Genomic DNA, 25,752 nt, shown 5'->3' on the forward strand with positions numbered 1-25,752 from the left:
GCCGGCCTATAGTCATGGGTGATGTCTGATTTCCACCGCCGTCTAGAGGAAGCGATGCGCCGCACGGGCCTGAACCAGGCCCAGTTGGGGGTTGCGCGTGTGTACAGCTCGCCAAAGCGGGGCGACGCGGCCGCGCAGCTGCCCCTGGCCGGCCAGGAAGTGCTGCTCAAGGACCTACACCAGGTCGCCGGGGAGACGGTCTCCTTCGGCTCGTGCCACCAGGCGCGCGTCGCCGAGCACACCGACAGCGCAGCCACGGCACTCCTCAACGCGGGCGCCAGCCTGCTGGGGGCAAGCAGCACCGCGGAGTTCGGGACGGTGGCGTATACGGAACCGGTGGGCGTCGATCAGCCGGTGAATCCCCTGAACGCGGCGATGATGGTCGGCGGGTCCTCGGGCGGGGCGGCGACGGCGGTGGCGCGTGGCCTGGTGGATGTGGCGCACGCGACGGACGGCGGCGGGTCCATCCGCATTCCCGCGGCGTGTTGTGGCCTGGTGGGGTTGAAGCCGGCGCATGACCGCACGCATGCGCCGGGCGGGTTCACGCCCACGGCGCAGGGGTTCATTGCGAAGGATCTGGCGCACACTCGGCGCGCTTATGGGCTAGAGGCCGGCACGCTCGCAACCCGGCGCGGCCTGCGGCTGGGGTATACGAACGCGCCGTTCCATAGTGCGAGTGCGGTAGATCCGGCGATTGCGGCGCCCACTGCTGCGGTGGCGAGCCTGCTGGTCACGCACCCGGCGGTGGAGAGCCTGGCGCCGGCGCCGCGGCCGTATCCGCGGGCCACGTTTGAGCTGTTCAGCGAGTTTCTGGCTGCGCGCTGCGCGGATCTTCCGGGCACGCTCACGCCGTTGACTGCGTGTCTGCGGGATCGTGGGCGGCAGATCCCGGCGCATCGCAGGCAGCTGTTGGTGGAGCAGATCCTGGCGGTGGATCCGTCCTCCGGGCCGTGGCGGGATCTTGATGTTGTTATTAATCCGACGCTAGCCTGCGCTCCCCCAGCGCCGAACACCTTCAGCGCGCTGAGTCCGCGGCTGAACTTCCTGGCTCAGACGGCGTGGACCCCGTGGGGAACGCTGTGGAATCTGACGGGTTGGGCTGCGGTGAGTGTGCCGCTGGTGGATCCTGCGGAGGTTCCTGGGCGGTGGCCGATCTCGCTGATGGTGGGCGCTGTGGGCGAACGTGTGTCCGACGCCGAGCTGCTGGATATCGCAGAGTTCGTCCAGAGCGTGGCGCGGCAGTTGCCGGCGGAGCAGCTGTCCATGGCGGAGCCTGGGGATGTGCGTGCGCTGGGGTTTGAGCCGCGCCCGGAGAACCGGCATGAGCACGAGTGACCGCCGCGCGCTGCGCTGGAATGACCGCCGCGCTGTGCGCTGGGAGCTGTTCCTGGTCCTGGCCATCACGTTCGGTGTCTCGGGCGTGCGCGCTACCTTACGCCTGGTGGAGTCCCTGGTGGATCCGCGCCCGTTGAACCAGCAGCGCGCCACGCTGAACGAGCAGCAGTCCGTGCTGCCGTGGCTGGATCCGGTGTTGCAGGTGCTGTCCTCCGGGGTGTTGTTCGCGTGGGGTGGGTTGGCTCTGTTCTTGCTCACGCGCCACCTGCCAACCCCGCGCCTGACAGCCGCCTTGCGTTCCTTCCGCCCCACCGACGCCCTCCACGGCGCAGCCCTCGCCGCTCTCATCGGCCTGCCTGGCCTGGCGTTCTACGCGCTGGCTGTGCAGCTCGGCTGGTCGAAGGCGGTGGAGCCCTCCGGGCTGGACCAGTCTGCCTGGCAGCTACCCCTGCTCATTCTGAACGCCTGCGCGAACGGCTTCGCCGAGGAGCTGATCGTGGTGGCGTGGCTGGCGACGCGCCTGCGTCAGCTGCGTTGTTCCTGGCCGGTGGTGTTCGCGGCCAGTGCGCTGCTGCGGGGTAGCTATCACCTCTACCAGGGTGTCTCGGCTGGGCTGGGGAATGTGGTGATGGGGCTGGTGTTTGTCTGGTACTTCAAGCGGACGGGGCGCGTGTGGCCGTTGGTGGTGGGGCACGCGCTGATTGATTGTGTGGCTTTTGTGGGGTTTGCGCTGGGCGTGCGCGTCTGAGGCGCGCCTGATGCACGCATGATGCTCGCGTGGCGCATGCCGCTCGCGCGCACGGCACACGTGCACTGCGCGCACGATCCGTCCGAACGGCGGGGCTTTGTAGGGCGTTGCCGCTAAGATTGCGTGCATGGATTCTCGCAACGGTTACTCTGGCGATTCTGGGGATGAGTTCGCCCGGGACCGGAATGGAAAGGTGATTGTGGATCGTTTTGGTCGCCCGGTGCGGCGACGTGCGGCCCCCGATCCTTCCCCTTCCGCCCGACGCCCACTTCCCCCCAATCGCAGCGCACCCCCGCGCCGGGAGCAGCCAGAGGCGCCGCGGTATCAGCGCAGTGCGGCACAGTACCCGGCGCGGGAGCCGGTGCGCGCGCAGCCGTACGAGCCTACGCAACACCAGCAAAATGACCGCGCGCAACACCAGCAGCAGGGCTACCAGCAGGCTTCGGGACCGGGCGTGGCCGGCGGACGGAGCGAGTTCTCCCGGCCGTCACGGGGCGCGCACGCCGCGCGCACCCCTCTGACCCAGCGCCTTCGTGTTCCGGGGGGTTTTGCTGGGGTGCGCCGTGGCGTCGGGATAATGATTATTATTCTGCTGGCGTTGGTGATCGGCGGGGGTATTTGGGTGGACAGCAACCTGCAGCGCACGGATGCGATCCAGAAGTACGACGGGCGACCGAAGGGGTCGTTCACGAGTACGAATTGGCTGCTGGTGGGGTCGGACTCGCGTGCGGGGCTGACGGCCGAGGACGCCGACCGGCTGATGGCCGGCGAGCTGGACAACACCGTCAACCACACGGACACGATCATGGTGGTGCACGTGCCGCTGTTCGGCAAGGCGACGATGATGTCCATCCCGCGAGACTCCTACGTCTCCATCCCGGGCTATGGGCAGGACAAGATCAACCAGGCGTTTGCGATTGGCGGTGCGCCGCTGCTGCAGCAGACCGTGGAGCAGTCCACGGGTATCCACATTGACCGCTATGCGGAGATCGGCTTCGGCGGGTTTGCGAACGTGGTGGACAAGATGGGTGGCGTGAACATCTGTGTGGAGGAGCCGCTGGACGACCCGATGGCGGGTATCAACCTGCAGGCCGGGTGCCAGGACCTGGATGGGCCGACGGCGCTGGGGTATGTGCGTTCCCGCTACGCGTCCGCGAATGGCGATCTGGATCGTGTGGCGCGCCAGCGGCAGTTTTTGAATGCGATGGCGCACAAGATGACCAGCGTGGGAACGCTGGCGAACCCGTTCCGGCTGTTCCCTACCGTGAAGACGCTGAGCAATTCTTTGACGGTGAACCAGAAGGATCACGTGTGGAACCTGGCGAAGTTGGGGCTGGGCATGGCCGGTGGCGTGCACCAGGAGACGGTGCCGGTGGCGAGCTATGAAGACACGGACGTGGGAAACGTGGTGCTGTGGGACGACGCCGCGGCGCGGGAGATGTTCAAGCAGTTTAAGTAGTGGGCGGGTTCGCGTGATGAGCAAGTTCGGGTGATGGGCAGGGTCACCTATTTCGAGATGAAGGCGCTCGGGCTTAAGGGGGCTTCGCGGGCAATACTGGTGATACTTCGGACGGCGAGCGCCCGGCTGAGTAAAGTACTTGGCTAGTACTTGTCCGCTGGAATCTATGGCAAAGGGTGGCAACGGTGGCGCGCCTGAATCTCAAAGCAATTGAAGAACGCATCAAGCCCCTAGCAGGGCGCGAGGCCTACGATAAGCAGTTCATTTTTGATCTGCTACTGGCCTATGGCCGTTCCAAGAGTGGTGTCACGCGCCTGCGCAACAATAAGATAAATGTGGCCGAGGATCTGGAGAACGAGGTCGCCCAGAAGAACGTGGTGTACTTCCGTTACGAGGACGACGACCTACTGGAATCCTTAGAGCAGCTGCGTGTCTCGCCCTTGGTTACCAAGTTCACCCCGCGCTTTGTCATTGTCAGCGATTATGACGAGCTGATTGCTTATGACACCAAGACGGCCGAAAACCGTCACTTCCATCTGCGTGAGATTGACCAACACTTCACGTTCTTCCTACCCTGGGCCGGCATGGAAAAAGCCCAGTACACCGCAGAATCCCACGCTGATGTCAAGGCTGCGGAAAAGATGGGCAAGCTCTTCGATGAGCTCGCCAGCGCCAACCCCGGTTTGTTGGATAACCCAGACAATCGACACGGTCTCAACGTCTTCTTCACTCGTCTGCTGTTTTGCTACTTTGCAGAAGACACTGGCATTTTCGAGGAAAACCAGTTCACTAATGCCGTAGGCTCCCACACCTTAGAGGACGGATCGGATACTGGAGAGTTCATCAAGGACCTCTTCGCAGCCCTTGATGAGGCCGATGCCTCCCGCAGGCCCGCACACCTCGCCGACTTCCCTTATGTCAACGGTCGGCTCTTCCGCACGGACTCCGCGCTGACGGTGCCGCGGTTTTCCGCCACGGCCCGCGAGATGCTCATTGAGCTAGGCAAGCAGATTTGGCTAGATATTAACCCCGATATTTTCGGCTCCATGTTCCAGGCAATTGTCACCCCCGGCAAGCGCTCTAACCTGGGCCAGCACTACACCTCGGTACCGAATATCTTGAAGACCATCGAGCCACTGTTCTTGGACGAGCTGCGCGAGGAGTTTGAGAAGGCCTATGACAGCCCCAAGAAACTAGAAGCCTTGTTGGTGCGCATTGGGCGCATCAAGGTCTTCGACCCTGCCTGTGGTTCGGGCAACTTCCTGGTTATTGCCTATAAGGAGCTGCGACGCCTGGAGCACTCCATCTTGCAGCGCCAGGCGGAACTTGAAGGCACCGTCAAGCTCTTTGATAAGTCGCGTATTAATATCGAGAACTTCTTTGGCATCGAGATTGATGACTTCGCTGTGGAGGTCGCCATCCTCTCGCTGTGGATTGCCAAGCACCAGATGAACCAGGAGCTACAAAAGCTCTTCGGGGTGGAGATTCCACTAATTCCGCTGAAGGAAACCGGCCACATCCACGCCGGCAACGCCACCCGCATCGACTGGAACGATGTCTGCCTCAACAACGGAACCGATGAGATTTACCTGATTGGTAACCCACCCTACGGTGGTTCCAAGAAACTCGCGAAAGAGCAGAAAGAAGATTATCCCTTCGTCTTTGGCGAGCGCCCCTACAGTAAGAACTTGGACTACATTGCCCTGTGGTTCGTTAAGGGAACTGACTACATCGCGGGGACTAACGCCCAGTTGGCATTCGTATCAACAAACTCTGTGGTCCAGGGCGAACACGTTGCGCTGATGTTCCCGATGATCTTCGATGCTGATGTCGAAATCGGCTTCGCCTACACCTCCTTCAAGTGGGAGAACAACGCCAAAGGCAACGCCGGAGTAACCGTTGTGGTCATTGGCCTTCGAACAGCCTCCAATGCTCCCAAATACATTTACCAAGATGAGCTACGCAATAGCGCCTCCCACATTAACGGCTACTTGGCAGATGCCGAAGATGTTTTCGTGACAAGGCGTACAAAAGGCATGGCGCCGGGTTTTCCCAAAATGCAGTTCGGCAACATGGCAATGGACGGCGGAAACTTACTCCTGACTCCAGCTGAACGCGACGCATTAGTGCAGAATTATCCCGATTCTTCCCCATTTATCCGACGTGTGTTGGGAAGCCAAGAATTCATCAATGGTCAAGATAGGTACTGCATCTGGATCACGTCGAATCAAGCGCAAGATGCCCAGCAGATCCCAGGAATTGCTCAACGCATCGAACGCACTAAAACATTTCGACTCAACAGCTCTGATGCTGGAACCAGGAAGAAGGCACTGATTCCTTGGTCCTTCCGTGAACAAAAAGGCGGTACCACCGATTCTATTATCGTGCCCAGTGTCTCTTCGGAGCGCCGTGAATACATCCCAATGGGTTACCTCGGTCCGGATACCGTTATTTCTAATCTGGCTTTTGCGGTCTATGATGCCGAGCCGTGGCTGTTTGGGTTGTTGATCTCGCGGATGCACATGGTCTGGACGCGCGCGGTGGGTGGACAACTTGAAACTCGACTGCGCTACTCCAACACCATTGTGTACAACAACTTCCCCGTGCGCGAACTCACGGAAGCTGAAAAGCGACAGCTCACAGACCTTGCCTTGCGGGTCCTGGATGTACGCGAGTACCACTGTGAGAAGACCCTGGCACAACTCTATGACCCAGACCTCATGCCAGAGAACCTGCGGGAGGCCCACTGGGGCGTCGACAAGTTCGTAGACAAGCTCTATTCCGAACGCGTGTACGAAACTGACGAGGAACGATTGTCTGACCTGTTTGCTATGTATGAACGCATGACCGCGGCAGAAGCCGCCGCGGCTCCGGCTAAGCGCACACGAAAGAAGAAAAGCTAATGGGTAAGCACTCCCGCGAGAACATCGTCAACGTTGAATACGCACAAGCAGGAACCTCCGTCAGCACAGACGGCCTGGGCATGCGCGAGATGCAGCGTCGCGTCTACGAGCGCAGGGACTCCCAGTACCTGCTCATCAAGGCCCCGCCGGCGTCCGGTAAATCCCGCGCCCTGATGTTCGTCGGCCTGGATAAGCTCTACAACCAGGGCCTGAAGAAGGTCATCGTCGCAGTCCCGGAGCGCTCCATTGGCGGTTCCTTCGGCAACACCGACCTCATCTCCCACGGTTTCTTTGCCAACTGGGAAATTAAGGACGACAACAACCTCTGCCACCCAGGCAGCACCGCCAGCAAAGTGGATGCCTTCATCCGCTTCATGCACAGCACCGATGCCACCCTGGTGTGCACCCATGCCACCCTGCGGTACGCCTTCGACAAGCTGGCCCCATCAGACTTCGACGGCACTGTCCTGGCCATTGACGAGTTCCACCATGTCTCCGCAGACCTGGACTCCAACCGCCTCGGCACCGTGCTGCGGGAGGTTATGAACGGCTCCACCGCCCACATCATCGCCATGACCGGCTCCTACTTCCGCGGCGATGCCGTGCCAGTGCTGCTGCCAGGTGATGAGGCAAAGTTCACCCCGGTGACCTTCAACTACTACGACCAGCTCAACGGGTACGAACACCTGAAGTCCCTGGGCATCGGGCATCACTTCTACCAGGGCCGCTACACCGACAGCGTGGGCGAAGTGTTGGACCTGGATAAGAAGACCATCCTGCACATCCCGAACGTCAACTCAGGCGAATCCACCAAGGACAAGCTGGAGGAGGTGGGGCTGATCCTGGATGTGATCGGCGAACACGCCGGCGTGGAGGACGAGACCGGCATTATCTTGATGCGTCGCCACGATAACGGCCAGATCCTGCGCGTGGCGGACCTGGTGGATGATACCGACCAGAAAGCGCGCGCCCGCACGCTGGCCTACCTCACCGACACAGCTAGCAAACAGCGCGATGCCGTGGACATCATCATTGCCCTCGGCATGGCGAAGGAAGGCTTCGACTGGCCCTTTGCCGAGCACGCCCTGACCGTGGGCTACCGCGCGTCCCTGACCGAGATTATCCAGATCATCGGGCGCGTCACCCGCGATAGCGAAGGCAAGACCCACGCCCAGTTCACCAACCTGCTCGCGGAGCCTGACGCGGCACAAAGCGAAGTGACCGTCTCCGTGAACAATATGCTCAAGGCCATCACCGCTTCCCTGCTGATGGAGCAGGTTCTGGCACAGAACTTCAACTTCTCCGCCAAGCGCAGTGACGATGACAAGGCAGAACCCGGGGAATTGAAGATCAAGGGACTCAAAGAGCCCTCCACTGACCGCGTGAAGCAAATCATCACCACGGACCTCAACGACCTCAAGGCCAAAATCCTTCAGGACAATACCTTCGCCCGCGCCGCCGTAGGCAGCGTGGACCCCGAAACCACCAACAAGGTCCTGATCCCGAAAATCATCCGGGAACAATACCCCGAACTCACCGAAAACGAAGTGGAAGAAGTACGCCAGCGCGTAGTTGTGGACTCCGTCATCAAAACCGGCGAAGTGCGCGAAGTGGGCGATAAACGCTTCATTCAAATGGCCCACCAATTCGTCAACATCGACGAGCTGAATATCAACCTCATCGACAAAATCAACCCCTTCCAAAAAGCCTTCGAAATCCTCTCCAAGACTGTCACCCCCACGGTCCTGCAGCTCATCGAGGACACCATCGCCAGCACCCGTGTTGAGATCTCCATCGACGAAGCACTACAACTGCACCCCCGCATCGAAGCCTGGAAAACCTCCCACGGCCGCGAACCCAACCGCCGCAGCGACGACCCAGAAGAAAAGAAACTCGCCGAAGCCCTCCTAGTTCTCCGCCTCGCCATCCAAGCCCGCAAAGCAGAAAAAGCCGCCGAGCACGCCGGAACCACCGCCCCGGGTGAGGATGACAGGGGCGCGTAAGCCGGGCGTCGGGGGAAAAATCGGATAAACAGGCACACACAGCAAGGAGCACCACCATGACCCACGACCCGATCAAGGATCAACTCGATGCGCTCATCGCCTCGGACACCGACGGGCTGCTGGACATGCCCGACGAACCACGCCCAACCACCGAACTGGACCGGCTGGTGCGCGCATTTGCAGAAATCAACGAGTTCTACGACGAGCATGGGCGCGAACCCAGCCCAGAAACCCTGACCATTGCCGAGCGCACACTAGGGGCGCGGCTGGTGGGCATTCGTGCCAGCGAGCAGAAAATCCAGGAACTGACAGAGCACGACCGGCACGGACTGCTGCAGCCGGCGCCGGCGCCGAGCAGTCTGGATGAGCTGCTGGCGCGTGACACGCTGGGGCTAGCCGACGACCCCACCGGACTACTGGACACCTCCACGCTGCCCGCGCGGAAAAGCCCCGAAGACGGCGGCGAACGAGCCGTGCGCGTCAAAGCCAAAGACTTCCAGGCCTACGCGCAACATTTCGCAGCGAAGCACGCGGGGCTTGCGGAGGGGACGTGGGCGCTCACGAAATTCACGGGCGAGAGCAGCATCCACGAAGGACGATTCTTCGTGATTAACGGCGTGATGTGTTTCGTAGCTGAGGTGAAAGAGCCGCACGTGGCGCGGGGTGAGAATAAACCGCGGCTAAATGTGGTGTTTGAAAACGGGACGCAATCGGCGATGTATCGGGAGTCCTTGGCGAAGCGGCTGTATGAGACCGGCGGGCAGGCCGTCACGCGGACCACCATGAGCGCCGATGAGATTGGGGATGCGGATGAAGAAACCGGGTATTTGTATGTGCTTCGGTCATTGTCCGAGCACCCGGATATTCGCTCGCTGAGGAACTTGTACAAGATTGGGTTCACAAGGGGGTCGGTGGAAGCGCGCATTGCTGGAGCCGAGAAGAGCGCGACGTACCTGATGGCGCCAGTGGAGATTGTGGCTCGTTACAAGGCCTATAACTTGCGGCCTTCTGCGCTGGAGCACCTGATTCACCGGGTGTTCGCGGCAGTGCGGTTGGATGCGACGGTGGTGAATAGTGCGGGTGTAAGTGTGGGTGCTACGGAATGGTTCATCGCGCCGCTGCCCATTATCGATAAAGCGCTGGAGCTGATCATCTCCGGCGAGATTGTGGATTATGTTTACGACCCCGCCGTGGAGGATTTGGTGCGGCGGTAGGTGGTGGGGGTGCGGTTGGACGTTGGGGGTGGCGGGGACCCTGACCCCAGCCCTAACCCTGTCCCGGATTCAGAAAGGACGGATACACCACTACCCCAGACTTGACCTCTCCTCACCAGCAAGCGGAGCATCAACGCACAACACTCGCGTCACCTGGACCCAACAACCTACCTAACAACCTAAAGCATTCCACGCCTGTCTGAATGAATCGAAGTCGCCTGCGTTGTCGCTATTTTTGGAAATGCTTTATATAAGCAAACCATACACCCAGGGATATGGGGAAGATAAGAATTGGAAGCGTCCAGACCGCATCATACGTGAGGAAACCTACAATATCTAGCACACCCATGATGCAAAGTGAAATAATCGTGACGAAAACAAGTACTACAAAAAAGCTCACGAGTTTTTCCATGGCGCTCCTAAATCTCCAATTTGTAGATTCCTTATTCTAATTGTATTGAAAACAAAGATATAAGTCAAGAGGATGGTCAACTCTGGATTGTGCTGCGGGCCGTGCGAACACTGCGGTGGACGTCGGCCCGTTGCAGGGAATCGTGCTGCGGCCCGGCCGATCGCGCGACCGTCACCGGCGCGCGTACTTACTCCACCAGCGATTGGACTGGAGTGTGTGACTTTTGTGATTACTGTGTGGCCCGTAGGATCGAGGATCTCAAACTGACGTCCCCAGCCAAGGCGACGGAACACGTGACTCGAAAAACTCCCAGACCCGTACACAGGCCGAGCGACATTGCCTTCCGGGGCACTTCACGCCTAATGCGGCATGCATGTGGTGTGGGGTTTGGTGCGTCCGCTGGGAATCGAACCCAGACACACAAACTGTGTGTTCCACCGGCTGGACGGCGCTGTATTTGTTAAAAAGCCTGCTTTTTATCAGATAGGCAGGCAGGCCGAGATCTAATGGTTCTGCGAGTTTTTATTTTGGCCGACTGTGTGCGCCCCGAAAACAAATCCGACGACAGTCGTTGTGATTAACTTAAGAGTGTCAATCGCCATAGGAATTACTTCACTCTTATGCGCCCAAGGAAAAATGCTTGCGACAGCTAATAGGAAGATTAAGCCAACGCATGTGAAAACTAGAATCATGCCCTGACTTGACCGCCACACGTTGTACTGTGTGGGTGTCATTTCTTTGGACGTTGTCGGCGTTGTCAGCTCACTCTTTGAGTACAGGGGAATGTCGTCTTCCCCTTCATAATAGGCCGATGGATCCTTCGGCTTTTTAGTCCTTGCCTCCCTCTGCGAGTCTACTTCTGATGGCTGCTCATTCATGCGGCATCTAACCCGAGTGCGCGTTGGTAAGTGACATCCTTAGTTATCTCTTTCGTCGAAAGATACTCGTCCTCTTTTTGGAAGGATTTATCCCACGCGGAGCCGGGCTGGTGTGTGATCCGCGACAAATTAACGGCCGTGCGCGACTTAGTCGCATCCCAAACACGAATAAGAGCTTGTTGGAGCGCTGGGTCAGCTTCTTCTTTCGCCATATGGGAGTGATTTTCTGCGTCTTTGGCAAAACGGCTAATGTAGTCCCGACTGAAGGGACGGAACTCAGTGTAGACACTGCGCAGCACTGGACCGTATTTCCAGGTCTCGAAGCGTTCGGTGAATAGTGATTCACCTGTCTCTTTTTGGTATTCCGCTGCAACAAAGTACAAGATTTTTTGCAACTTCATGGGGCTAATTTCGCATTTTTCAGCGAAAGCGCGGTTCAGTATGTTGTTAGCTACCAGGGTTGGTGCGTAAGCCATGGGTTCCCCTCCTTGGTTTGATGATAACTACAACGGCTAGGCTTGAGGCGGTGTTACACAGCGCGGTGCCACCCATCCCTTTGCCTCATGTAGCACACAGTGTTCGCTGCTCAACTGCTACACGATGATTCCGTACTCCAACTCTAGGCCAACAGCAAGCCCCACAAGCGGTTTGTTGTCCTTCAACCACTCCTCCACCGCAGCACGCTGTACAGACTTCGGCTTCCCCTTCATCTTCAAACGACTCAACAGCATTGGCAGACTAGTCGGTGGCCCTGAATAATTCATCGGCGTGAGCGGATCCGAAAACCGATCCAAACTCGACGGCACTCTACTCATCTGACAACTCCACTTCAATAACCGGAAGCTTTCCGCCCTGAACGGAAGTAACCTTCATCCTAGCACCAGGAGGAACCAGAAACTCCTGCTGCCGCTTCAGCTCCTCTGAACTATCACCATTTGCTGGCATCCAAACACCTTTAGTGCCCTGCTTGGCCTTAATCCTCAGCAAGGCGCCTGCCTTACCAAACGTCGTGAACTCTCCTTCAGCAACTTCCCTCGACGTAGTGATCGCAGTGAACCGTGCCTGTTCTTCGTCGTATGTAGCGAGCTCTTCCAGGTCCTCAGTGCCAAACACAGCCTGCCAGTTACGCACACCACGCCACATCAACACATCCCGCTTCAGCGGGGTGTGCTCAGCAGCGAGCATTAGATCACGTACGACAGACTCTGCCTCAGGATCATCGCTCATACCCCCAACGGCTTTCTGCACCCGCTCATAAAACCTATCCATCCCCTGCCAAAGCACAATCGCACTCCGAGCCGACTCATCCGGCAACCGATACACCCGACCATTCCGCACAGACCCCGGCACACCAAACTCACTCACCGCACCCAACGCCAACCCAAACTCATGCACATCACGCGCCCCAGACTCATCCCACAACCGCTGCAAATCCCGATTAACCCGAGGCACATCAGACCCACCACGCGACGCCAAAGAAACACCCCGGAACACCAAGCCGCTCGGTGTATGTGCGAGTCTGGGGATTTTGGCGGTCACGTACTACTCCGCCGTAGATCTGAAGTGTCCCAGGGGCTGCAATACCCCCTCCTGCTGAGATCGCGGAAGAGTTTTTGCTCCAACACCCACCCCAGGAAATAATGGAAACCCTGGTACACGCCGAGGAACAAAGCCCGGGGCACTTCAGAACGGAAAAGAGGCCATCATGCGTGGATACGCAGTCATAGACGTAGAAACCACCGGTTTTTCTTTCAAGCACGGTCACCGGATCGTGGAGATTGGTGTGGTGGAGCTGGATGCGTCGGGCGCCGTGGAGAACACGTGGGAAACGTTGGTGAACCCTCAGCGTCACATGGACGCCACAAGCACTCACCACATCACCGCCGCGGACGTCTGCGGCGCGCCCACCTTCGAACACATCGCGGATAAGCTCATCGACTCCCTCACCGGGCGGATCCTCGTTGCCCACAACGCCCCGTTCGACAGCGGGTTCATCCAGAACGAGCTGCGACGCTGCGGTCGCGCCACCGAGGACAGCCTCCCCGCCATCGACACCATGGCTCTCGCCAAGCAATACCTGCGGCTGCCCAGCGTGAAGCTGGCCGAATGCTGCAAGCACCTGGGGATCACCAACGCGCGCGAACACGCAGCCCTGGCCGATGCGGAGGCCACCACGCAGGTCTTCCAGCATTTCCTGAGCAACACATCCGCGTTTAAGGAAGCCATCCAGCCGCAGCTCGCCGCGGCCGAGGCGTTTAACGGTTTCCTCCAGCCAGAGCCGCCTGCGCAGCCTGCGGGGCAGTCAAACCAGCAGCCCAACGAGCCGCTGCTACTAAGCCGCGAGCAAACCCAGCAGGCCCGCGAGGCCGCGCACAACGGCGGCTGGTTCGCCGGCCTGGTGGACGAGCGCGAGCCCGTGGCGAGCTCCACCGTGGAGAACTACTTCAGCCTCCTGGACAGGGTGCTGTTGGACCGGCTGCTGACCACCACGGAGCAGGACCAGCTGCTGACGTTCGCGAAGGACAACAACATCGGCAGCCAGGGCCTTCAGGATCTGCACGAGGAATACCTGTCGCAGCTCCTGGAGCTTGCCTGGGCCGATGGCGTGATCACGGAGGAGGAGCGCACCATCGTGCTCGCCGTCGCCCGTGCGTTGGGCATCCCGGACACCGCGGCCGAGGAGGCCCTCCAGCCGCAAGCTGTGGAGACGGGTGGGCGTCATCATTCGTCGTCCCCGGTGTATGAGGACACGCGGGAGGGCGCCATCTACGGCACCGAGGCCCACGGCCCTGATCCGAGCATGGGCCCGTTGCAGGGAATCGTATTGCGGCCCGGCGACCGCGTGACTGTCACCGGCGCGCGTGCATACTCAACCAGCGATTGGACTCATTATTTCGACGCCCACGGCGTGGTACTCGCCGGCCTCGCGAAAAAGACCAAGGCGCTGATCGCGGCGGACCCCGATTCGCAATCAGGAAAGGCTCAGAAGGCTCGCGCCTACGGCATCCCGATCGTGGCAGAAGACGTCGCCCGCGACGTCCTCCGCTTCACGGACTAGGGCGCGGGATTTGGTGCGCTCATCATCCTGCCTCTCAGGCATGAGCTACACCTGCCCCTCCCTGTCACATAGTGCGCTGCCTCATGAGCCGTGGCAGATCACGTGCTGATGTAGCCCGCATCTTCCAAATCCCACAACAACACCGGCACCGGCTCGTTATCTTTCAACCACTCCTCCACCGCAGCACGCTTCACTTCTTTGGTAGCACCTTCCACCCCAAGATCTTCAAACAGCATAGGAAGATTCGTCGGTGGCCCTGAATAATTGATCGGTGTGAGCGGATCCGAAAACCGATCCAAACTCGACGGCACTCTACTCATTCGACAACCCCATCTCAATCGTGGAAAGCTCTCCCTCTTCAATCTCATCCGGAGCTTCCTCACGCGCAGCTTCTTCCTCTAACGCAACACGCACTTCTTCACGTGTCTGAAGCACAGAACCATCAAGCCGCCGTACTTCATAATCGTCGGGAAGATATACCGGCGCCACACTCCCTACAACGACGCTCCCACCAACTTCGACAACGATGACGCTACTGTCTCCGAGCGTCATCGGCGAAGGCTGGTCGCGCGTGAAAAAACCAAATGCATCATCGCCACAATGCACGCAGTCTTCCAAGCCACCCTTAGTAGCTGCATACCCTTGGGCAATCGCCACTGCCTCTTCCATGGTTAACGCCATTGGTCCAAATCACCTCCAAGAACATCGTGGGCAACCCCCAGAAGCTGGGAGTCAAGTTCTTCAACTTCCCATTTCCTGCTAGGCTCCAGAGCTTCAACGACTTGTGCCATGTCAACACTGTCGTGAAGTTCATTCATATCCAGCTGCCAGAACGTCTTAGCGTCATGCGTTGAAATGATTAGGACACAAAGCTTCAGACCATCAGGGTCATGAACTGGCAAGCACACCGGAACTACGATTTGTTCGGCGCCAGCTTCGAAGTGACGACTAGCCGCTTCCCGAATATTAGAGGCCAAAGTGCTGCCGAACGCAGGAACGATAACTGGCATGGTCTCAACACCAAGCCGTTTCATGAGGCGGTCACGCTCCCCATCCTCATCGAGGAGAGAACGGAACAACTGTGCAACCGCCATACGCGCACGATAGTGTCGCTTCTGCTGCTCATTCATGGTTTACCTGCCTCCCAACGGTCTAGGTAGTCAAACAGGTCGTACAGAATCTGATTGTAGTGGGATGTCGCACCGCACACGACCAGGCCTTGGGCCCGGCGTTAACCCGGTCACCCACCGAGGCCGGCGTCGGGTTAGAATCACAATGATTACATTGATATCAAAATGAAAGCAGCGAGTGGCGATGACGGTGGACAACACCCCAACAATTGACCAGTTCCGGCCAATTGTCTTACGGGTACTGAGTAATGGCGGCGAGCACGCTTTCAAGGACGTGTGCCAGATGGCCGCAGACCACATGGGGTTGTCGCAGGAGGTTCGCGGTGAACGGCTCGCCTCGGGCAAAATCCGGTACGTCAACCGCATTGGCTGGGCCTGCTCAGCCCTGACCCAGGCAGGGCTGCTCGAGCGGCCACGGCGTGCTCACTACCGCATCACCGACAATGGCAAAGCGGTTGACCAGCGTTCTTTGAGCGAGTATTCCGAGAGGGACATGCTGGAGTGGCCGGTGTGGGTGGCGTATCAGGAAGAGCTTGCCCAGCGTCGGCGCGCGGACGAGACTGCTCCAAGTGTGAGCCCAGATAATCAAGACTCGACCGACCCAGTGGAATCCCTTACCGCCGGTGAGAATGCGTTTAACACCCAGACTGAAACCAAGCTACGCAAAAGGCTCCAAGAATCCTCGCCGGAGTTCTTCGAGCGCGCGGTGATCGACGTGCTGTGGGCAATGGGCTACGGTGGCGCACACGGAGAGAAAAAGCACGTGGGCCGTACGCGTGACGGCGGCATCGATGGGATCATCCGCCAAGATGCGCTGGGACTGACGAACATCTACATCCAGGCCAAGCGCTACGCGGACTCGAACAAGGTCGGCGAACCCGAGGTGCGTAACTTCATCGGTTCGCTCGATGCCAGGGGTGCGAACCTCGGCGTCTTCATCACCACTTCCTCGTTTCAGCCCGCAGCAGAAAAGACCGCAGCAGGCTACCGGCACGGCAAGATCGTGCTGATCGACGGCATCAAGCTCACCTCCTTGATGCTCGCCTACGGGGTGGCTGTTCACAAGGCCCACGAATTCACGCTCTACGAAATCGACGATGACTTCTTTGAAGAGGACGAGCTGGGCTAATCCCCACCACAGGCGACGGAGTGACAATCAGGCACTCCGCAACCGAAGAGCTAGAGGCGCTCAGCGAGGCCCCTTGGTGGTGACGAGATTCAATGCTCCAGTGGTCGCGGCTACGACCGAGGGAACAATCACTAACGCGTTGAGCTCAGTCGTGAGAGTTAGCTGGTAGGCGGCAATTCCTGAGACGATGCCGATGACCAGGAGGATGATGCTGGGGATGTCGAGCCCCTTCTTTGGGCGCGCCGAATCGAGCTTAAGACTGTCGTCGTGCATCCGGCTCTTGAGCGTCATGAGTCTTCTCCTCCTTGTGAATCTTCAGAATAGTCCATTTCTTGGTGGTTCGACCCAGTAACTCAGCTCAACTGCCTTGAAAGCCGCCTCAGTGAAGCTGGCTGTGTTACGGTTTTGCAGAATGGTGAGACGGGATCTTTGCGATCCCCTATCCGTCGGCGGACCGCCGGCTGCTCACCCCGTGGCCCCCAGGCCTGTCACCGTATTGGTATCTCATTTTCCAAGGAAAGCCCATGAAGAAGATTCTTACCTTTACCCTCGTGGGCATAGTAGGAGCCTTCTTCGACTATGGGACTAGGACTCTTCTTCTCCACGTAGGCGTTCTTGGCTTCTTAGCTAGAGGATGCAGCTACATCGTGGGAAGCACCGTCGCTTATTACCTGAACAGCTATTTCACTTTTAATGGAAACCGGTCCAGGACAGAGAAAGTCCGCGCGGCTGCCGTGTACTGCCTATGCTTCACAGCAGCAATCCTGGTTGACCTCGCAATCAGAAAACTGTTTCCCGAAGTGCCGCACGTTCTTTTATGGTCCTGGGTGTTCTCTCAAGCAGTCGCCACGGTTCTGAACTTTTTACTTCAGAACTTCTGGGTGTTTGACAACCCGTCCCAGGCTGAAGCTGCGCCTGCTTCTCATAGAAAAGAGACGCCATGACCACCACATGGGAACCGGTCCCCCTGAAGTACCGATGGATTGGACATCTGATCACCGGTGTTGTCCCATCTGCATTGACGTTCGCCCTCGCTGCAGGAGGCACACGCCTGCTTCCGTACAAGCCCCTGGACACTGACCTCCAAGGCACCGTCACCTGGGGTTGGTTGATCACAGAATCCCTGTCTGCCGTCTTCGACCAGCGCTATGCGATCAAACACCAACACGACGCACCCGGCGGATGGGCTCCCATCTACTGTCGTCTGGCCAGCTGTACGGCGGGACACTTTGCGCTGTCCTACGCAGTATCCTCCTCAGCTCGCTACGCCTCCCTCGTCGCGGCGAGCGCAGGCGCAGCTGAACTCACCTGCGCCTGCGCTTTAAAAAACTGGGAAAGAGGAATGTCCCGCGAAGAAGTGCGGGACGCATGGAAGAAAACAGTAGAAATGACCAAGGCGATGCGTGAAGAAAGCCGTGGGCCCAACCTCACGCACCAGTAGCTGCTAGCCGGCCGTCACCGCGCTAGCGGATCGTGACCTCGCGAGACACGATCGTCTGCTTCGCCTTCTGCTCATCAGCCGTCAACGGCTCCGTCGCCGCCACCGCCTCAGAGATCTTGGCATCCAACGTCTCCAAACCATCAGCCCACTCGTTGTGCCCCTTGGAGTTATCCAAGTCCCACACAGGAACCAACACATCATGGGTACGGAACACACCAGCGAACTTGGAACCCTCACCCAGGTGCAGATCACCGGCAGCCAGCAGACGAGCCAACGCGTTCAACAGCTCCGCTTCCTCCTCCGGGCGAACCCAACGGATGTGAGCCTTCTCGCCCGGATTAATCCACCACGCAGCCCCAGGAACGGACGCGTCCACCCGGTCAGACGGCAGCACGGAATCATTCGCACGCTGCAGAGTTGCCGCAATCTGAGGGTTCTTCAACGCCTCTTCCGTCAGCCACCAGCTAAAGTCCTGAGACACCTGAATGTCAGCAACCTGCTCCTTATCCAACAGATCCGCCAACGCAGGCTCAGTACCATCCGCGATCCCCACGTCCAGGGACGCACCAGGCTGCGCATTCAACGCCCAGTTCAAGCAGTACGCCAAATCGCGGTTAGGGTTATCGCCCCTGCGCTGCGTCTGCAACGCAACAAAAGCCTCGCCACCATCGCTCTCGGAACGGCGCAACGCCGCCACCGCACCCGGCAGCACCGTCGCAATGTGAATCGGGTACTCGGCACCCGCCACAGTGGCCTGGAAATGGGCAGAAGGAACGAACTCCTGCAACGCAATCAAGTCCGACTCCATCGCAAAACCACCATAAGGGCGAGGGTCCTTCTGCAACTTCGCACGCTCAGCAGCGCGAGCCGCAAGCTTCGCCTGACGGCGGCTCATGCCCTCGGGAAGCTGTTCCTTATTCTTATTTTTCTTAGACACGCGCAACAGTTTAGCGGGTCTAGCAAACACTCACCACTCACACCCACTCACACATCCCGCCACTGCACCGCCATCCCCGGGAAATTCGTCGCCAACCAATCCACACCCCGAGCCTTCGCCCACATCACATCCCGCTCCTGATCCACAGTCCACATATACGTCCCCCGCCCAAAACGCCCAATAATGTCCGGCCGCACCTTCCCCCGCGCCAAAGACACCCCATGCGAATGCACCACCCCCGCCCGCTCCAACGCCGGATTCATCACCTTCTGAAACTCCCTGCGCAACAAAATCCTATGCGTGCGCGGACTCAACCCCCGAAAACGCCACAAACTACTCGGATTAAAACTCAACACATGCACGCGCCGCATCATCTCCGCGCACCCTCCCCCACCCCCACCACCAGCAGCTCCCCTGGCCTCCAACTCCTTAAACAATTCCCACTCCACAGCAGCCCCAAAACGATTCGGGTGTTTCGTTTCAATAAAGAGCTCCTGACCATCGCGACCCCCGGCGTCGAAGAAAAAATCAAGCAATTCCCGCAACGTCACAATCCCCGCAGGACGCTCCACGGTCCCGAAATTCAACCCCCGCAACTCCGCCAACGTCATCTGCGAAATCAACCCCCGCGGACGCCCCGCATCCACACACGTCCGCGCCACCGAACGATCATGAAAACACACCAACTGATGATCCGCCGTCAACCGCACATCACACTCATACCCATCAGCCCCCTGACGCAGCGCCAACTCATACGCCCCCATGGTGTGTTCCGGCAACTCTCCGCTAGCACCTCTGTGCGCCACGACCTTCATAAACACTATTACTAGTCCCCCTGGACGCACCTCGCCACCGGAAGTACTAGCCTTAAGATCTGTGAGCACGAACCTGGACTTCAACGTCACCGATACCGCCCTGGTATTCGAAGGCGGGGCCATGCGCGCGGTCTACTCCGCAGCCGTCGTAGAAGCCCTCATTGAATCCGACGTGCGCTTCAGCTGGGTCGGCGGCAACTCCGCCTCCACCAGCCACGTTGCCTACTACATCGCCCGCGAACCCCAACGCATCCGGGACATGTACACCACCTTCCCCGCCGACCCCCGCTTCGGCGGCGTGCGCACCTGGCTACGCGGCAACGGCTTCTTCAACTCAGAGTTCATCTTCGGCCAAGCCGGCTCACCCGGCCACCCCCTCCAACTGGACTGGGACAAAGTGGTGAACTCCAACGTGCGCTTCCGCATGTCTGGATTCAACCCCGCCACCGGCGAAACCCGCCACTGGGGGCCCGAAGACATCACCAGCACCGCCGACTTCTTCCGCCACGCCCGCGCGAGCTCCACGTTGCCGATCCTCATGCCGCCCGTAATACTCGACGCCCAGCCCTGGTTCGACGGAGCCTTCGGACCCACCGGAGGCATCCCCATCGACGCGGCCATCCACGACGGATTCGACCGCTACCTCTTCGTGCTGACGCGCACACGCGACTATGTGAAAAGCCCCTCCCGCTTCTCCTCCGTCATCCGCCGGTACTACAAGGACTACCCCCTGCTGGCCGAATCTATGATCACCAGGCACACGCGCTACAACCAGGCGAAAGAGCACATCTTCGAGCTGGAACGCCAGGGCAAGGCGTACATCTTCGCGCCGGAAGAGATGCGGGTGAACAACGGCACACGGAACCCCAAGCTGTTGGAGGGCGCATATCGTGCGGGGCTGGCGCAGGCGCGGCGGGAGATGCCCGCGATTCGGGAGTTCCTGGGTTTGGGGTAGGCCTATGTTGTACGCCCGCAGCGAAAAAACGTTGCACAAACCACAAAAAATCTGGACACTGGATACTACACGTGAAAAACCCACACAAGGAAAGGTAAGGGAAAACACAATGGCAAAGTACGAACTCCCAGAGCTGGATTACGCATACGACGCACTGGAGCCACACATCTCCGGCGAGATCATGGAAATCCACCACACCAAGCACCACCAGAATTACGTTAACGGTGCAAACGCCGCCCTCGAGAAGCTCGAGGACGCACGCAAGAACGATTACATCGGCACCGCCGTCACCGCACTGTCCAAGGACCTGGCATTCAACCTCGGTGGCCACACCAACCACTCCCTGTTCTGGAAGAACCTGTCCCCTAACGGTGGCGGACAGCCAGAAGGCGCACTGGCAGAGGCCATCGAGCGCGACTTCGGCTCCTTCGACGCATTTAAGGCTCACTTCAAGGCAGCCGCCCTGGGCCTGCAGGGCTCCGGCTGGGCAGTGCTGGGCTACGACAAGATCGGCGAGCGCCTGGTTATCGAGCAGATGACCGACCAGCAGGGCAACCTGTCCATCGACCTCGAGCCACTTCTGCTGCTGGACATGTGGGAGCACGCGTTCTACCTGCAGTACAAGAACGTGAAGGCTGACTATGTTGAGGCTGTGTGGAACGTCTTCAACTGGGATGAGGTGTCCGCTCGCTACGAGGCTGCTGTTAAGTAGTAGGTAGTAGGCTGTAGCACCAGCTGGCCGACCTTCGGGTCGGCCTTTCTTTTTGTCCAGCGCGCTCGCAAAGCCTGCAGGTTGTACAAATTGTTCGACTAAAACGCCAAATTTGGGGCCAAATTTGGCGTTTTGAGCGAACAATTTGTAGGCCTTCCTGATCCAAGGCCCGTACCCTGAACCCATGGCCCCACACATCGAACCCATGGCCCCACTCATCCTCGCCTGCGACTTCGGAACAACCAGCCTCAAAGCCGCACTCTTCCACCCCAGCAACCCCACCGCACCACTGCGCACCCTCGAAGCCGCCTACCCCACCGCCGGCACCACCCAGTGCGCTGAGGATTGGTGGGCTGGTTGGCGTCGGATAATGTCATCAATTTCCCCCGACGCCAAGCCCTCCATCATCAGCCTCACCGGCCAGATGCAGGATCTCGTGTGCACAGACGCCGCCGGGCGGGCCGTCGCTCCGGCCACGCTCTACACAGACACGAGCGCGACGAGCGAAGCCCGCGTGCTCCACGAACGCCTCCCAGACTGGGAGCGCATCGCCGGCAACGAACAGGGCGCGAACTCGCCAGCGGCCATGTGGATGAGAGGTGTGCCGGCGGGCACGCAGCGCGTCCTGTTCGGGCCGGCTGGGTACATCGCGGCGCGGCTGGGGCTCGGATTCCACGTGGACTGCACCACGGCGTCCACCACGGGGCTTATGGACTTCGCGACCCGGACCTGGTCCGCGCGCGTGGCACGCGCCGCGGGGATGCCGATGGAGGCGCTGCCGGAGATCAGCAATGGGGTGATCGGTTCGGTGGGCGTCAATGACCTGGGGCTTGCCGAGGACACACAGGTGGTGCTCGCGCCTGGGGATGCCGGGGCCACGAGCCTCGGGGTGCTGGGTGGAGCGGGGTCGGGAACACTGGGTGGAGTGGGCTCGGCTCCGCGTGTCGCCGAGCGCGCGACAGGATCAAAGGTGCCGGGTGGTGTGGGCTCGGCGCCGAGTGCCGCCGAGCGCGCGACAGGATCAGAGGTGTCGGATGGTGTGGGTTCGGCGGGACCGGGTGGTTCGGGTTCAGTTGGATCGGGATACGTGTATCTGGGAACGTCCGGGTGGTACGCCGAGATTCTTGAGGACGGCCAGCGGCCCGACTGGCCTGGCGCTTTTCACACGCTCGCGCTTCCCGGTGGGCGGGCGCTGGCTATCGCGGCCGTCCTGTCCGCGGGCGGGACGGCGCAGTGGGCACGAGAGCGGATCCTTGGCGGAGCGACTCCCGAGGAAGCTGATGCGCTGCTCATGCAGAGCGGAGCGGAGGACCACCGAGAGGTGAGCGCACAGCGGGAAGCGGAACACGAGCGCGAGGCGAGCGCACAGCAGAGCGTGAACCCACACCGCGGCTGGACCGGGATTACCAGCCTGCCCAGCCTCCACGGCGAACGCTTCCCTATCCGGGACGACTCCGCCACGGCAGCCCTGGTCGGCCTCACCGGAGTGCACACTGAGGCTGACCTCTATAAGGCAGTTCTGGAAGGCGTGGCGCTGAGCCTAGCTCCTGCTATCCCGGCTGGAGAACAGCATGGGGTGCTTCCCATCACGGGTGGTGGGGCCGCGTCCCGCCCATGGCTGGAGATCTTCGCGGATGTTACGGGTAGGCCTGTGGAGGCTGCACCTGACGCGCATGCGTCTTTGGTGGGGGCGGCGTTTGCTGCGTCGGAGGCGCTTCGCGAGCAGCACGTCCAGCGGGCTAGCCCCGAGCAAGAATCACAGCCTGCGCACCAACCACACTCCAAGCTGTCGGATCAGCACAGCGAGTGCCGATCACACCCCGAGCACCAACCGCACCGCGCTCCGTGCGATCAGCGCGTGATCCCCCACAACGCGCAGGCTCACGCCACGTACGCGAAAGCCCAGGAGTTACACCTGAAACTCCAGCGCACTCTCTCCGAGATCCCCTACAAATTGTTCGACTAAAACGCCAAATTTGGGCCCAAATTTGGCGTTTTGAGCGAACAATTTGCACCTCCCAGGAGGTCAAGCCCAGCCAAGGCCAGCCAAGCCCAGCCAAGCACTCGAAACGGTCGTGAACCCCGACCCCGCCTCCTCCGCCAAGCTTCACAACCCTGCTCACCATCACTGCCGACCCCGCCACAGCCGGCCTCTATACGTGCACCTCCAGAATCCCCAGACCCGCACACAACCGAAGCCACTACCTCCTCCGGGGCGTGGGCGGACCCGAGCCACTTTTGGTTCTCGGCACCCCACTTTTCACGTACATACGGCTGCTTTTGTTCCGGTGTGGGTGGCACGTCCTTGGTTGCGGTCTTCAGCCTGGCGTGATGTGGTGCCATTAGGTTGTACTAGCGCCGACGCCTGGGTTTCCATTTCTGCGACTGTGCCGTGTCGTCAGTGTCGGTGTCGTCACTGGCCTCTGTGGTGGTGTCTACTTCATCGGCGGTGGTGTTGGTGGTGTGTTGGCCTCCGTGGGCACCTTCGATGAATCGGAGCCAGGTGTTGCTGTGCATGTAAAAGTGTTCTCCTTTTTCAGGGGTTTTGCCGACCACTGAGTGTGGGCATGAGAAAAACCCAGCACCACTAGGCCTTTTCGGCCGGTACGTGTGGTGTGGGGTTTGGTGCGGACGCTGGGAATCGAACCCAGACACACAAACTGTGTGTTCCACCGGCTGGACGGCGCTGTATTTGCTAAAAACCTGCTTTTTATCAGATAGGCAGGCTTATCCCTACCAGTTTTGCTAACAGTGCCTCGATCCAAGAACTAAGACACTACCGTGGATCCAGGGCTAAGGAAGCTCACCAGATTCCAACTTACGCTCACAAATCTCAATAATTGGGCTCACGACCGGATCCTCCGGATATTCGAGCTTCAGACGCTGAAGAATCTCTGGCGGAAGGGCACCGGCTTCCACAGCTTCCTCCAACAAATCAGCAACAGCCGAATCAGGCTCGCCAGCGTCATAAGCCTGCTGCGCCATTTCCCGATACACATGAGGAGGCAGCACACGATCAAGCCATTCATAAACCTCATAATCAGTTTCCATGACGCACTGCCTTTCTTCCTACCTGATCAACAGGGTACACGCTAACGGAACCGTCTTTAGCCGTACCGTTGACAACAGTATATTCTGCTTTCACGGTAACACCTTCAAAGTTCCGGAAAACTCTCCGTCTTCCGTTTCTTGTCGCCGGTTCGTAGTACTCCGGGTTTTCCAGCGTCTCCACGACAGCATGAGCAATCTTCTGATCACTCCACGACTTCGGGAACTTCGACGCACGCACACGCTGAGAATCCCACGTATGCCCCATACGAGAATCCTCAGAATGCTTCACCACCTCCTCACCCCTACGCGGTTGATCACGCCAACCATGCAGCACATGAGCCACAACCCGATTCAAATCCGCGGGCAACGACTCACCCGGAAACACCCTAGAGGTGCCGTCACCCCGATAGGCCGGCACCTGCACACGCGTCAAAGCCGGCCAAGGCTCTCCACCAATGAGGCGACGCTGTTCAAGAAACTCCCCAAACTCACGCACATCACGCGCCCCAGACTCATCCCACAACCGCTGAAGATCCCGGTTAACCCGAGGCAAATCAGCCCCACCACGCGACGCCAAAGACGCACCCCGGAACACCATGCCGCTCGGCATATGTACGAGTCTGGGGATTTTGACGGTTACGTACTACTCCGCCGCGATGCGAAGCGCCTCAGGCTTCTCCTTCGACTCAAACGGAACAAAACCCGGAACTCTTCAAAATGCCGTATACCGGCACCAGACACACAGCGTGCCGCGTAATCTCCCCCGCACAACCATAGGACTTTGTCGCAGTTGTTGAGCATTTCCCCAGGACAAAATCTCGAAAGAGCGAAATAATCCTATGGTTGTGCCAGGGCGCCTCCCAACACGACCGAGACACCCCGACAGCAGACACGAATTTTGTCGCATAACCCTGATTATTTTGACCAAACTTTGACCACCGGGGGTGTCCAAAATGGACTCGCGTGGAATAGACTGCAACAGCGCCCCCACCTGCACAGATACGACTAATCCCCAGCTCATCGCTGAACTGGGGAAAGTGATTTGCGGTAGTGGCGGGATTTGAACCCGCGGTTGGGGGTTACCCAACACTCGCTTTCGAGGCGAGCACCTTCGGCCGCTCGGACACACTACCATCTGCTGTTTTGTAGCCTGGAAACCGTCGACGGCTTCCCTGCAACACAGCACGATACAGATTAACACAGCTGGCAACCAGCCAGAAAAACAGGCGCGCTCCGAAAACCGGAGTGCGCCTGTTCAGTGTAAAAGGCCGCCAGCCCCAAGCCAGCCGGCCCGCAACGAGAATCTACTTCTCGTCCTCGCCCAGAACCTTGTCCAGGCCCTTGCTCAGGGCGTCCTTGCCCTTGTCGGCGTTGTCGCCAAGCTTGTCGTCAGCGATCTGTCCAGCCTTGTCTTCAATCTTGTCGCGGTTGTCGGACGCGAGGTCCTTTGCCTTGTTTCCAAGATCTCCGAGTCCCATGTGTCACTCCTTGAAATTAATCTTCTCGTTTCTGTCCATCTACCACCGTACGGAAAAATGTTGCCGCGTGCAGGGGCTCCCCGTTGTCCCCTTT

At 59.4% G+C, this 25,752-nt stretch carries 25 protein-coding genes and 1 tRNA gene; 13 read left to right on the forward strand and 13 right to left on the reverse strand.

Annotated features, from left to right (window positions below):
* The first annotated feature begins 21 nt into the window (after positions 1–21).
* The 6 genes from GC425_RS04575 to GC425_RS04600 all read left to right on the forward strand — a co-directional run bounded on the left by GC425_RS04575 (position 22) and on the right by GC425_RS04600 (position 9,662).
* Positions 22–1,335, forward strand: a complete 1,314-nt coding sequence (locus tag GC425_RS04575) for an amidase (protein ID WP_257822199.1) — start codon at positions 22–24, stop codon at positions 1,333–1,335.
* Positions 1,322–2,083 (forward strand): CPBP family intramembrane glutamic endopeptidase, encoded by a 762-nt coding sequence (locus GC425_RS04580; protein WP_151843684.1) that lies wholly within the window; start codon positions 1,322–1,324, stop codon positions 2,081–2,083. Before GC425_RS04575 ends, GC425_RS04580 begins: the two co-directional genes overlap by 14 nt.
* 127 nt (positions 2,084–2,210) lie before the next feature.
* The gene (locus GC425_RS04585) at positions 2,211–3,542 is read left to right on the forward strand and encodes an LCP family protein (RefSeq protein ID WP_151843683.1); all 1,332 of its coding nucleotides are present in this window, start codon (positions 2,211–2,213) and stop codon (positions 3,540–3,542) included.
* 185 nt (positions 3,543–3,727) lie between these two features.
* On the forward strand, positions 3,728–6,445 hold the full coding sequence (locus tag GC425_RS04590) for a DNA methyltransferase (protein WP_257822202.1): 2,718 nt from the start codon (positions 3,728–3,730) through the stop codon (positions 6,443–6,445).
* A complete protein-coding gene (locus GC425_RS04595; RefSeq protein ID WP_257822204.1) occupies positions 6,445–8,448 on the forward strand; it encodes a DEAD/DEAH box helicase in 2,004 nt (667 codons plus the stop codon). Before GC425_RS04590 ends, GC425_RS04595 begins: the two co-directional genes overlap by 1 nt.
* Positions 8,449–8,504: 56 nt before the next feature.
* Positions 8,505–9,662, forward strand: a complete 1,158-nt coding sequence (locus tag GC425_RS04600; protein WP_257822206.1) for a GIY-YIG nuclease family protein — start codon at positions 8,505–8,507, stop codon at positions 9,660–9,662.
* Positions 9,663–10,948: 1,286 nt separating this feature from the next.
* Here GC425_RS04600 and GC425_RS04605 read toward each other — a convergent pair.
* The 3 genes from GC425_RS04605 to GC425_RS04615 form a co-directional block, all read right to left on the reverse strand.
* On the reverse strand, positions 10,949–11,428 hold the full coding sequence (locus GC425_RS04605) for a Panacea domain-containing protein (protein WP_257822208.1): 480 nt from the start codon (positions 11,426–11,428) through the stop codon (positions 10,949–10,951).
* A gap of 117 nt (positions 11,429–11,545) precedes the next feature.
* Positions 11,546–11,683, reverse strand: a complete 138-nt coding sequence (locus GC425_RS04610; protein ID WP_257822210.1) for a hypothetical protein — start codon at positions 11,681–11,683, stop codon at positions 11,546–11,548.
* A gap of 76 nt (positions 11,684–11,759) precedes the next feature.
* Positions 11,760–12,200 (reverse strand): hypothetical protein, encoded by a 441-nt coding sequence (locus tag GC425_RS04615; RefSeq protein WP_257822212.1) that lies wholly within the window; start codon positions 12,198–12,200, stop codon positions 11,760–11,762.
* A gap of 457 nt (positions 12,201–12,657) precedes the next feature.
* Between GC425_RS04615 and GC425_RS04620 the strand changes: the two genes are divergently transcribed.
* Positions 12,658–14,010 carry an exonuclease domain-containing protein gene (locus tag GC425_RS04620; protein WP_257822214.1) on the forward strand — a complete coding sequence of 451 codons (1,353 nt, stop codon included), beginning with the start codon at positions 12,658–12,660 and terminating at the stop codon, positions 14,008–14,010.
* Positions 14,011–14,108: 98 nt separating this feature from the next.
* Here GC425_RS04620 and GC425_RS04625 read toward each other — a convergent pair whose 3' ends face one another.
* The 3 genes from GC425_RS04625 to GC425_RS04635 all read right to left on the reverse strand — a co-directional run bounded on the left by GC425_RS04625 (position 14,109) and on the right by GC425_RS04635 (position 15,140).
* Entirely contained in the window at positions 14,109–14,246 is a 138-nt protein-coding gene (locus GC425_RS04625) for a hypothetical protein (protein ID WP_257822216.1), read from the reverse strand.
* Between the two features lie 76 nt (positions 14,247–14,322).
* Entirely contained in the window at positions 14,323–14,691 is a 369-nt protein-coding gene (locus GC425_RS04630) for a hypothetical protein (protein ID WP_257822218.1), read from the reverse strand.
* Positions 14,682–15,140 (reverse strand): hypothetical protein, encoded by a 459-nt coding sequence (locus GC425_RS04635; RefSeq protein WP_257822219.1) that lies wholly within the window; start codon positions 15,138–15,140, stop codon positions 14,682–14,684. The genes GC425_RS04630 and GC425_RS04635 overlap by 10 nt, the downstream gene beginning before the upstream one ends.
* A 184-nt stretch (positions 15,141–15,324) precedes the next feature.
* Between GC425_RS04635 and GC425_RS04640 the strand changes: the two genes are divergently transcribed.
* Positions 15,325–16,269, forward strand: a complete 945-nt coding sequence (locus GC425_RS04640) for a restriction endonuclease (RefSeq protein ID WP_257822221.1) — start codon at positions 15,325–15,327, stop codon at positions 16,267–16,269.
* Between the two features lie 60 nt (positions 16,270–16,329).
* Here the strand turns inward: GC425_RS04640 and GC425_RS04645 are convergent, their stop codons facing one another.
* Positions 16,330–16,560: a hypothetical protein gene (locus GC425_RS04645; protein ID WP_225723488.1), complete on the reverse strand. Its 231-nt coding sequence runs from the start codon at positions 16,558–16,560 to the stop codon at positions 16,330–16,332.
* Positions 16,561–16,793: 233 nt separating this feature from the next.
* On the opposite strand from GC425_RS04645, the gene GC425_RS04650 reads away from it, so the two are divergent.
* Together GC425_RS04650 and GC425_RS04655 are read left to right on the forward strand one after the other, a co-directional pair.
* Positions 16,794–17,213: a GtrA family protein gene (locus tag GC425_RS04650; RefSeq protein WP_257822224.1), complete on the forward strand. Its 420-nt coding sequence runs from the start codon at positions 16,794–16,796 to the stop codon at positions 17,211–17,213.
* The gene (locus GC425_RS04655; RefSeq protein WP_257822226.1) at positions 17,210–17,710 is read left to right on the forward strand and encodes a hypothetical protein; all 501 of its coding nucleotides are present in this window, start codon (positions 17,210–17,212) and stop codon (positions 17,708–17,710) included. Before GC425_RS04650 ends, GC425_RS04655 begins: the two co-directional genes overlap by 4 nt.
* 22 nt (positions 17,711–17,732) lie before the next feature.
* Here the strand turns inward: GC425_RS04655 and GC425_RS04660 are convergent, their stop codons facing one another.
* Positions 17,733–18,647, reverse strand: a complete 915-nt coding sequence (locus GC425_RS04660) for a DUF5926 family protein (protein WP_257822228.1) — start codon at positions 18,645–18,647, stop codon at positions 17,733–17,735.
* Between the two features lie 47 nt (positions 18,648–18,694).
* On the reverse strand, positions 18,695–19,462 hold the full coding sequence (locus tag GC425_RS04665; protein ID WP_257822230.1) for a glycerophosphodiester phosphodiesterase family protein: 768 nt from the start codon (positions 19,460–19,462) through the stop codon (positions 18,695–18,697).
* Positions 19,463–19,523: 61 nt separating this feature from the next.
* Between GC425_RS04665 and GC425_RS04670 the strand changes: the two genes are divergently transcribed.
* The 3 genes from GC425_RS04670 to GC425_RS04680 all read left to right on the forward strand — a co-directional run bounded on the left by GC425_RS04670 (position 19,524) and on the right by GC425_RS04680 (position 23,095).
* Positions 19,524–20,417 (forward strand): patatin family protein, encoded by an 894-nt coding sequence (locus GC425_RS04670; protein WP_257822232.1) that lies wholly within the window; start codon positions 19,524–19,526, stop codon positions 20,415–20,417.
* 109 nt (positions 20,418–20,526) lie between these two features.
* Positions 20,527–21,129 carry a superoxide dismutase gene (locus GC425_RS04675; RefSeq protein WP_151842240.1) on the forward strand — a complete coding sequence of 201 codons (603 nt, stop codon included), beginning with the start codon at positions 20,527–20,529 and terminating at the stop codon, positions 21,127–21,129.
* Positions 21,130–21,313: 184 nt separating this feature from the next.
* Positions 21,314–23,095: an FGGY-family carbohydrate kinase gene (locus tag GC425_RS04680; protein ID WP_151843666.1), complete on the forward strand. Its 1,782-nt coding sequence runs from the start codon at positions 21,314–21,316 to the stop codon at positions 23,093–23,095.
* A gap of 386 nt (positions 23,096–23,481) precedes the next feature.
* On the opposite strand, the gene GC425_RS04685 is transcribed toward GC425_RS04680, so the two are convergent.
* The 4 genes from GC425_RS04685 to GC425_RS04700 form a co-directional block, all read right to left on the reverse strand.
* The gene (locus GC425_RS04685; protein ID WP_192930342.1) at positions 23,482–23,646 is read right to left on the reverse strand and encodes a hypothetical protein; all 165 of its coding nucleotides are present in this window, start codon (positions 23,644–23,646) and stop codon (positions 23,482–23,484) included.
* 276 nt (positions 23,647–23,922) lie between these two features.
* Entirely contained in the window at positions 23,923–24,180 is a 258-nt protein-coding gene (locus GC425_RS04690) for a hypothetical protein (protein WP_151843665.1), read from the reverse strand.
* Between the two features lie 1,045 nt (positions 24,181–25,225).
* Positions 25,226–25,313, reverse strand: a tRNA-Ser gene (locus tag GC425_RS04695).
* Positions 25,314–25,484: 171 nt separating this feature from the next.
* Positions 25,485–25,658 (reverse strand): hypothetical protein, encoded by a 174-nt coding sequence (locus GC425_RS04700; RefSeq protein ID WP_187767897.1) that lies wholly within the window; start codon positions 25,656–25,658, stop codon positions 25,485–25,487.
* Between the last annotated feature and the right edge of the window lie 94 nt (positions 25,659–25,752).

Source organism: Corynebacterium sp. zg254, assembly GCF_024701495.1.
GTDB lineage: Bacteria > Actinomycetota > Actinomycetes > Mycobacteriales > Mycobacteriaceae > Corynebacterium > Corynebacterium zhongnanshanii.